At 58.5% G+C, this 8,369-nt stretch carries 9 protein-coding genes; 5 read left to right on the plus strand and 4 right to left on the minus strand.

Annotation, left to right across the window (positions count from 1 at the left end; all coding sequences use genetic code 11):
• Positions 1 to 191 precede the first annotated feature (191 nt).
• The 4 genes from C8029_RS21395 to C8029_RS21410 form a co-directional block, all read right to left on the minus strand.
• Complete coding sequence (locus tag C8029_RS21395; protein WP_009574300.1) at positions 192 to 764, minus strand: cob(I)yrinic acid a,c-diamide adenosyltransferase; 573 nt, start codon at positions 762 to 764, stop codon at positions 192 to 194.
• 1 nt (position 765) lies between these two features.
• On the minus strand, positions 766 to 972 hold the full coding sequence (locus tag C8029_RS21400; protein WP_009574299.1) for a twin transmembrane helix small protein: 207 nt from the start codon (positions 970 to 972) through the stop codon (positions 766 to 768).
• A gap of 71 nt (positions 973 to 1,043) precedes the next feature.
• A complete protein-coding gene (locus C8029_RS21405; protein ID WP_009574298.1) occupies positions 1,044 to 1,892 on the minus strand; it encodes an SDR family NAD(P)-dependent oxidoreductase in 849 nt (282 codons plus the stop codon).
• Between the two features lie 79 nt (positions 1,893 to 1,971).
• The gene (locus tag C8029_RS21410) at positions 1,972 to 2,577 is read right to left on the minus strand and encodes an SH3 domain-containing protein (RefSeq protein WP_152003709.1); all 606 of its coding nucleotides are present in this window, start codon (positions 2,575 to 2,577) and stop codon (positions 1,972 to 1,974) included.
• A 161-nt stretch (positions 2,578 to 2,738) separates the two neighbouring features.
• Between C8029_RS21410 and C8029_RS21415 the strand changes: the two genes are divergently transcribed.
• The 5 genes from C8029_RS21415 to C8029_RS21435 all read left to right on the plus strand — a co-directional run bounded on the left by C8029_RS21415 (position 2,739) and on the right by C8029_RS21435 (position 8,259).
• Positions 2,739 to 5,096: a DNA topoisomerase IV subunit A gene (locus C8029_RS21415; RefSeq protein ID WP_152003710.1), complete on the plus strand. Its 2,358-nt coding sequence runs from the start codon at positions 2,739 to 2,741 to the stop codon at positions 5,094 to 5,096.
• Positions 5,097 to 5,130: 34 nt separating this feature from the next.
• Entirely contained in the window at positions 5,131 to 5,829 is a 699-nt protein-coding gene (locus tag C8029_RS21420) for a DUF898 family protein (RefSeq protein WP_152003711.1), read from the plus strand.
• Positions 5,829 to 6,377, plus strand: a complete 549-nt coding sequence (locus C8029_RS21425) for a hypothetical protein (protein WP_152003712.1) — start codon at positions 5,829 to 5,831, stop codon at positions 6,375 to 6,377. The genes C8029_RS21420 and C8029_RS21425 overlap by 1 nt, the downstream gene beginning before the upstream one ends.
• Positions 6,374 to 7,540: a M48 family metallopeptidase gene (locus C8029_RS21430; protein WP_009574294.1), complete on the plus strand. Its 1,167-nt coding sequence runs from the start codon at positions 6,374 to 6,376 to the stop codon at positions 7,538 to 7,540. Before C8029_RS21425 ends, C8029_RS21430 begins: the two co-directional genes overlap by 4 nt.
• Before the next feature lie 68 nt (positions 7,541 to 7,608).
• Positions 7,609 to 8,259, plus strand: a complete 651-nt coding sequence (locus C8029_RS21435) for a hypothetical protein (protein WP_009574293.1) — start codon at positions 7,609 to 7,611, stop codon at positions 8,257 to 8,259.
• The last annotated feature ends 110 nt before the right edge of the window (positions 8,260 to 8,369 follow it).

Consider the following 8,369-nt stretch of genomic DNA (forward strand, 5'->3'; position numbering starts at 1 on the left):
ACTGGTACCAAAACCTTCATTGGCGGGGTCTCCCTTATGATTTCAGCCGCCCGAAACGGGGGCAATCAGCTCTCCGGAAATTTTATTAGCCTTTTGCGGGCGCAGAAAACAGCCCCTAATGACGCAACTTTCGTTCAAAGACGTGACGTTTGCCGGAACAAATGTCGCAACGTCATAGAGGATCGACAGGATCAGCGGTTCGCGCCCGGCACCCACAAGACGTCATCCGCGCCGTTGTTATTGGCCACCCGCGAGGCGACAAAGAACCAATCGGACAGGCGGTTGAGGTATTTGACGCCAATGTCGTTGATGGTTTCGATTTGGCTCAGCTCGACCGAGAGGCGTTCGGCGCGGCGTGCCACGGTACGGCACAGATGCAAATGTGCCGCTAATGCTGATCCGCCCGGCAGGACAAAGGAGCGTAAAGGCGCGAGATCTGCGTTCATTGTGTCGATTTCCAATTCGAGCCGGTCGACCTGTGAGGCGATCAGACGCAGCGGCGGATAGTCGGCCTCAGCGTCCTGTTCCATGCCGGGGCGGCACAGGTCCGCACCCAGATCGAACAGGTCATTTTGAATGCGCGACAGCGCCACATCCATTTCGCCCACCGCATGCAGACGCGCCAGCCCCACGGTGGAATTCAACTCGTCCACTGTGCCGTACGCGTCGACCCGAGGGTTATATTTGGCCACCCGCGTTCCATCGCCCAGAGCGGTTTCACCTGTGTCGCCCGTGCGCGTGTAGATTTTGTTCAAAACAACCATATCAGTTCCCCGTTTTGCGCAGAGCCACATAAATCACCACAAGGATGACCGCGCCCAATTGCGCGAGAATGCGGTATTGCATCAGCTTGTTGGACTTTTTCGCCCCCTCCGCTCCGCCGCGCCCAAACTGGCCGATGCCAAGTGCGAGGATGACGAGGACGACGAGGCAGGCGGCGCCAATGATGTAGAGGAGCGGATCGGAATTCATGTGCATATCCTTCGTGTTTGTACCGCAGATAGCGCATTTTGGCGCAAGGCCCAACACGCGATTGGTCGCGCTTAGATCTTGGCCATCACCCGGTCGATGAGCCGCTGTGGCAGGAGGCGTCGTGACAGGGCGGCGATATAGGTGGGTGTTGTGACATAATAATGCGCGCGGGGGGTGGCCGCGGTCAGGGCGCGCAAAACTTTGGCGCTGACTGCCTCTGGGCCCAATTCAAACCGGTCCGGCGCGCTGGTTTCGGTGGCTTTGTAGAGGCGCGGGACGAGGGCGTTGCGATACTGATCGGCGCGCGCTGAGGCCTGCCAATCAATCCATTTGTCAAATTGTTGGCGTGCATTGAGACGAAAGGCGGTGCCAATCGGGCCGGGTTCGATGGTGATGACTTTGATCCCTGTGCCGCGCATTTCCAGCCGTAGCGTGTCGGTCAGACCCTCAAGGGCGAATTTTGTGGAGTTGTAGCTGCCGCGCCAAGGCATCGCCATGAGGCCAAGCACGGAGGAGCATTGTATGATGCGGCCGTGCCCCTTGCCATCCGTGCCCTGCGCCCGCATCACCGGAATGACCCGACGCGTCAGATCGTGCCAGCCAAAAAAATTTGCCTCGAAATTTTGACGCAGCGCTGCGACGGGCAGGTCTTCGACAGCGGCGGGGATGGCGTAAGCGCCGTTGTTGAACAGCGCGTCCAAGGTGCCGCCGGTGCGGGCGAGGGTCTCGTTGAATCCGGCTTCAATCGAGGCCGGGTCTTCGTAATCCAGACGGAAACTTTCCAAACCCTCAGATGTCAGGCGCGCCACATCATCCTGCGCACGGCAGGTTGCAAACACCCGCCAGCCTTTGGATTTTAGAAAATGAGCGGCGTGATGGCCGATGCCAGTGGAGCAGCCGGTGATCAGGATCGTGCGCATGAAAAAGCCTTTTGCGAGGATGCAAAAGGCTTAGAGCGCAAAGGCGAGAGGGGAAAGCCGGTTTTGCGAACAGGTGGGGTTATTGCGCTAGAGCGCGTAGGAAATTGGCCGACATATAGCCCGACACGCCATCGCCTTCGACAGAGATTTTGACCCAACCGTTCTCGACAGGAGAGATCACCTGAACGATTTCGGCAAAATGCACCTGCCCCAAAACCTCATGATTGGTGGAAGGGCCGGAGCGGACGTTGACACGCGTGGCGGTCACTTCGCGCAGGGTCATGTCAGGCGCGTCAAGGGAGGCGGGTTGCAACAAACCAGCCAGTTTTTCGGGGTCGCTGACCCGGGTTGTAACGGTGGCGATGGTTTGCGTCGGAGTGTCGCTAAAGCTTGCAAGCTGCGCCATCGTGCCTTGGGTCGCATCCGCTTGTACCTCGGGCGCAAGGCCGGAGGGCGACAAGGCCTTTTGAGCGTTCAGTTCAGCCAAGGTCGGCACATAGGCTCCCTGACGTTTGCGATCCATGCCAAAAGCGGCATTCCAAGTTTCGGATAGGCTGGCAAGGACAGAGACCTTTTCGGAACGTCTCAGGTCAAGCTGGGCCTGTTCTTCGGCGGACAAATCCCGCCCGAACACCATAAGGGCCGCCCAAAGCCCAACGAAAGTGATCGCCAAAAGACGCAGCATATCGTTTCCCCCCAAACACTTGTTACAGCTCCATACTACGCGATTCGCGAGGGAGTGACGGGGAAAACTGCGCCATTGGTCCGCCTAAGATGTCCGACGTTGCCGGAGGAGCACGCGAGACGCGCTTGCCGGGGGGCGAGGTGGGCGCTATTCATCGACACATGAGCAGTGATTTGACCCAAGACCCGCCCGCAGGTGGCACGCCCCCGACTGATTTTTCAGAATCGCTTCGCCAAGCCATTGGCGATCGTTACCTGACCTATGCGCTTTCGACCATCATGCACCGGGCGCTGCCCGATGCGCGCGATGGGTTGAAGCCGGTGCATCGGCGCATTCTCTACGCGATGCGCGAATTGCGTCTCTCGTCAGGTGGGGGGTTCCGCAAATCGGCGAAAATCTCCGGCGACGTGATGGGGAATTATCACCCGCATGGCGATATGGCGATTTACGACGCCATGGCGCGGTTGGCGCAGGATTTTAACGTCCGCTATCCACTGGTCGATGGTCAGGGGAACTTTGGCAATATTGATGGCGATAACCCGGCGGCCTCGCGTTACACCGAGGCGCGGATGACCATCGCGGCGGAGGCGCTGCTCGAAGGTCTGGCCGAGGATGCGGTCGATTTTCGCGACAACTACGACGGCACGTTGCGCGAACCCGAAGTGCTGCCCGCCGCCTTTCCAAACCTTTTGGCCAATGGCTCAAGCGGTATTGCGGTGGGGATGGCGACGAACATCCCGCCGCATAATATTTCCGAGCTGATTGATGCTTCGCTGCACATGATCAAAACACCGGATGTGCGCGATGAGACGCTTTTGAACTATGTCAAAGGCCCGGATTTCCCCACCGGCGGCGTCATTGTCGAGCCACGCGAAAGTATGATGAAAACCTACGCCACCGGGCGCGGCTCGTTCCGGGTGCGGGCAAAATGGGAGGTTGAGGATCTGGGGCGCGGGCAATGGCAGATTGTCATCACCGAAATCCCTTACCAGGTCCAAAAATCCAAACTCATCGAAAAACTCGCCGAGCTGATCCAGACCAAAAAAGTGCCGATTCTGGGGGATGTGCGCGACGAGAGTGCCGAGGACATCCGGGTGATCTTGGAGCCGAAATCCAAAAACGTCCTGCCTGAGGTGTTGATGAACACGCTGTTCCGCAACTCCGATCTGGAGACGCGGTTCGCACTCAACATGAACGTGTTGATTGACGGGCGCACGCCGAAAGTGTGCTCGCTCAAAGAGGTGTTGCGTGCCTGGCTTGATCACCGCCGCGTGGTGTTGCAACGCCGTTCTCAGCACCGTTTGGAAAAGATCGACCACCGCCTTGAGGTGCTCGAAGGCTTTATCATCGCCTTTCTCAATCTCGACCGGGTGATCGACATCATCCGCTATGACGATGATCCGAAAATGGCGTTGATGGCGGAGAACTGGGGCGTGGATCATGCCCGCGCCATGTCGGAAAAAGACTATGTTTCGCCGCTGCCCGCCAAAGAGGGCGTGGGGGAGCTGACCGAAGTGCAAGCCGAGGCGATCCTCAACATGCGCCTGCGGTCCTTGCGGCGTCTCGAAGAGATCGAACTGATCAAGGAACGCGACGCCTTGCGGGCGGAAAAGGCCGGGCTTCATGCGCTGTTGGACAGCGAAGTCATGCAATGGGACCGCATTTCCGAAGAACTGAAAGAGACCAAAAAGAAATTTGGCAAAGACTATGCCCGTGGTATGCGCCTGTCGCAATTTGCCGAGGCCGCCGAAGTCGAGGACGTGCCGCTTGAGGCGATGATTGAACGCGAGCCAATCACCGTGGTCTGTTCGCAAATGGGCTGGATACGCGCCATGTCGGGTCACATTGACCTGACGCGCGAGTTGAAATTCAAAGACGGAGATGCGCCGCGATTCTGTTTCCATGCGGAAACCACGGATCGACTGTTGCTGATGGGGTCAAACGGGCGGTTCTATACGCTCTCGGGAGCCGGTCTTCCGGGCGGGCGTGGCATGGGTGAACCTGTGCGCTTGATGGTGGATCTGCCGAATGAGGCGGAGATCGTCGATATTTTCGTCCATGATCCCGAGGGCAAATTGATCGTCGCGTCCAATGCCGGCAATGGCTTTGTCATCCCCGAAAAAGAGGTGGTGGCGCAGACCCGCTCTGGCAAACAGGTGCTCAACGTCAAAGACGGCGAAGTCGCCGCCGTGGTGCGGCGGGTACAGGGCGATCACGTTGCCGTCATGTCGCAAAACCGTCGGTTCATTGTGTTCCCGATTTCCGAAGTCCCGGAATTGAACCGTGGCAAGGGCGTGCGGCTGCAGAAATACAACCAGGCACGCGGCGCGCAGGGGCTTTTGGAATTGGATGGCGGGCTGTCCGATCTGACCACGTTTAAGTGGGAGGAGGGGCTAAGCTGGACCATGGGCGGGGGCAATACACGCACCGAGAAAGACCTGACGCAATGGCTGAGCAAACGGGCGGGCATTGGCAAACAGCCGCCGCATGGGTTTCCGCGTGACAATAAGTTTGGCTAAGCTTTCAGGCAGGGCGTAACGAGAGGGCCGGGGTATGGCGCAGCTTTTGAAAACCGACGTCGAGGGCCGCCTCGTCCCGCTGTTGTCGCTCTCGATCTGGACGGCGGTGTTGTCGGTGGTGACGCTTGGGTTCTATCGGTTTTGGATGAAAACCCGGCTGCGGCGGCATTTTTGGTCCGCCATCCGTCCCGACCGCACGCCGTTGGAATATGTCGGCAAGGGCATTGAGAAATTCACCGGATTTCTCATCGCTTTGGTGATTTTGGCGCTGTTGATCGGGGTTGTGGCGCTGATTTTGGTCTATGCCTCTTTTGCGCTGTTCCAAGAGGAATATGAGGCCTATCTCATCGCCGCCGTCCTTGCCATTCCGCTGATCTATTTCGCCTCCTACCGCGCCAAACGCTATGTCTATGCGCGCACACGGTGGCGCGGCATTCGCTTTGGGCTTGAACCTGCAGCAGGGAGATACACCGCCTATGCGATGGGGCAGTTGTTTTTGACGCTGATCACGATGGGGGTTCTTTGGCCCCGCATGACTTTCAAACTTGAAAAATTCCGCACGGATCGGACGTTTTTTGGCACTCAGAGGCTGAACCAAGGCGGGCGTTGGACCGGGTTGATCAAGCCGTTTTTGCCGGTGTTGATCTCTTTTGGGTCATTCTTTTTGTCATTGGCGGCGCGGTCTGGCTTTCCGTCGAGGGGGATTTTGTGCTCTCGGCATGGGCCGGATTGATGCCCCTCCTTTCCATCGTCGCGATTTTTGGCGGTCTGTTTTTCTACACCCGCTACCGTGTGGTCGCCCTGCGCTACATGGCCAATCACAAAACCGCAGGCGGGGTGGGCCTGATTTCCAACGCCTCTTTCCCGCGCATTTTCTGGTTGAATTTTGCGGGCTATATCCTGACCAACCTCTTCACCACATTGGCCTCTTTGGCCGTGGCTGGTGTTGCCTCGGGCGTTCTGATTTTGGCCTTCCCCGGCCTGCGCGACTTTGGCCTGTTTGCCACTGGCGCGGTCTCGGATGGCTCGGGGTTGGGGGGCGATGGGATGCCCTCGGCCGAAGTGGGCGTGTTCTTTGCGATCTTTATCTACATGTCGACATTGTTGTTTTTCTCGGTGTTTCGTCAGACCTTTGTACTGTTCCCGGTGTGGCGGCATTATGCCGAAACGCTGACCCTGACCGGCGGCGAACATCTTCGCAAGATCGCACAGCGTGCCCGTGACGAGGCCGGAGAGGCCGAAGGCATGGCCGAAGCGTTTGATTTGGGAGCCGCGATATGACCGGGGCCGTGCGTAGCCCCTGGGGGCCAATACCCGAAGGGGTGCTTTGCGATTTCGTTGATGGCGAAAGCGCGCATCGCCATGAGGTCTATGTGCAAGTCCGTCCTAACGAGGCGGGGCTGTCTTTGTCCTACACCGATGACACGGGGCAGGCGCAGACATGGACGTGGCCGTTGTCGCATCTGCGCCATGTCGAGGGGCAGACCAAGCTGCGTTGGGGGCCGGCACGGTTGGGGGTGTTCACCAATGTGCTGACCCCCACGGCGCGGCTGTATGTGCGTGACACTGTTTTGTTGCACGACATCGAAGCGCGCGCGCCGTCTCTGCGCCATCGTGCGCCGGTCACCGGGCGCGGGCGTCTCGCGGGATTGATCGCGGGAGCCATGGGGTCTGTGGCGCTGATCGTGTTTTTCCTGATCCCGTTGATTGCCGATCAATTGGCCACGTTGTTGCCCATTGAGGGCGAACGCGCATTGGGCGAAAAGACCTATCAACAGGTGCGCGAGGCGTTTTCGGGCGGGTTTGTGCCGCTTGGTGAATGCGAGAACGAACAGGGTCTTGCAGCGTTAAAGCAGATGGAAACCAAATTGCTCGCCGCTTCCACGCTTGCCTCGGATGCGGTGCAATTGACCGTGCTGGATTTCGACATGGTCAATGCCTTTGCCTTGCCCGGCGGGCGTATCGTGGTCATGCGCGGGTTGATTGATGCGGCGGAATCGCCGGATGAGGTCGCCGCCGTCATTGCGCATGAAATGGGCCATGTCGATCACCGCGATCCCACCCGCCACGCTTTGCGCTCGGTCGGCACCTTTGGCGTGCTCTCGCTGGTGTTTGGGGATTTTGCCGGCGGCACGATGGTGTTGATGGCGGTCAATCAATTGGTCAACGCGCAGTATAGCCAAGCGGCGGAAAGTGCCGCCGACAGCTATGCGCATGAGATGTTGCCGCGTGCGGGTATTTCGCCCGGCGCGCTGGCACCCTTGTTTGAACGGCTCAAAGCCGAATATGGCGACAGCGAAGGCCTTGCTTCGCATCTGGCCAGTCATCCGCAGCTTGGCGATCGTGTGACGCGGGCGCAGGCGGCGGCCGATTCCTATGTCGATGAGGGTGTGCCGTTTATGTCGAACATGGCGTGGCAGCGGCTGCGCCAAATTTGCGATTAAGGACCAGACGTTGCGTGAGGCGACATTTGCCTTTAGTCGTGATCTGGACCAAATTTGGAGGATACCCTGTGATCTCACTTGCTCGCCGCGTCGTTGTCGGACTGTCGTTTTTGGCGCTGGTCGCCTGTAGCGATGCCAAAATGGTGACCGAAGACACGCCGCTGGTGAATCTCGGGGATTTTACCCTTGGCCATAACGTCGTGGTGGCGACAGATATGCAAAAGGCCCCGTTCTCACGCAATGCGACGGAGGAGGAGGTTGAGACCGCTTTGAAAGCCGCGATGCAGGCGCGGTTTGGCCGCTACGACGGAGACAAGCTTTATCACATCGGTATCAAAGTGGACGCTTATGGCCTTGCCGCGCCAGGGATTCCGGTGGTGTTCACGCCCAAATCGGTGCTCGTGCTCACGGTCAACATTTGGGACGATGCGCAGGGCAAAAAACTGACGGATAAGCCCAAGCTTTTGACGGTGTTCGAAAGCCTGTCAGGCGAGACCCTGATTGGCTCGGGCCTGACACGGACCAAACAGGAACAGCTCGACATCCTGACCCGGAATGCGGCCTTAAAGGTAGAGCGGTGGTTGTTGGAAAATGGGGAGTGGTTTGGCATTGACCCCGTCGCCCCCGAAACCACGGACGCCGACGAAGCCAAGGCGGCGCTTGCGGTACTCGCACCAGATGCGGTTCCTGAGACACCAAATGCCACAAAGAGCAACTGACGCTTGATTTTCCTCTCCAGAGCCAATAACTAGCCCGCGATGTTAATTCGGGTCTTGATCGACCCAGTCAAACCAAGAGGCGCCTCGATATGGCTAAGGAAAAGTTTGAG

The sequence above is a fragment of the Roseobacter sp. TSBP12 genome, from assembly GCF_009129705.1.
Taxonomy (GTDB): Bacteria; Pseudomonadota; Alphaproteobacteria; order Rhodobacterales; family Rhodobacteraceae; genus Celeribacter; species Celeribacter baekdonensis_A.

Bases quoted from the DNA above. Each gene is read 5' to 3' on its own strand.
- C8029_RS21420 (WP_152003711.1), top strand. From the start codon at position 5,131: ATGGCGCAGCTTTTGAAAACCGACGTCGAGGGCCGCCTCGTCCCGCTG.
- C8029_RS21400 (WP_009574299.1), bottom strand. From the start codon at position 972: ATGAATTCCGATCCGCTCCTCTACATCATTGGCGCCGCCTGCCTCGTC.
- C8029_RS21405 (WP_009574298.1), bottom strand. From the start codon at position 1,892: ATGCGCACGATCCTGATCACCGGCTGCTCCACTGGCATCGGCCATCAC.
- C8029_RS21410 (WP_152003709.1), bottom strand. From the start codon at position 2,577: ATGCTGCGTCTTTTGGCGATCACTTTCGTTGGGCTTTGGGCGGCCCTT.
- C8029_RS21415 (WP_152003710.1), top strand. From the start codon at position 2,739: ATGAGCAGTGATTTGACCCAAGACCCGCCCGCAGGTGGCACGCCCCCG.
- C8029_RS21430 (WP_009574294.1), top strand. From the start codon at position 6,374: ATGACCGGGGCCGTGCGTAGCCCCTGGGGGCCAATACCCGAAGGGGTG.
- C8029_RS21395 (WP_009574300.1), bottom strand. From the start codon at position 764: ATGGTTGTTTTGAACAAAATCTACACGCGCACGGGCGACACAGGTGAA.
- C8029_RS21425 (WP_152003712.1), top strand. From the start codon at position 5,829: ATGCCCCTCCTTTCCATCGTCGCGATTTTTGGCGGTCTGTTTTTCTAC.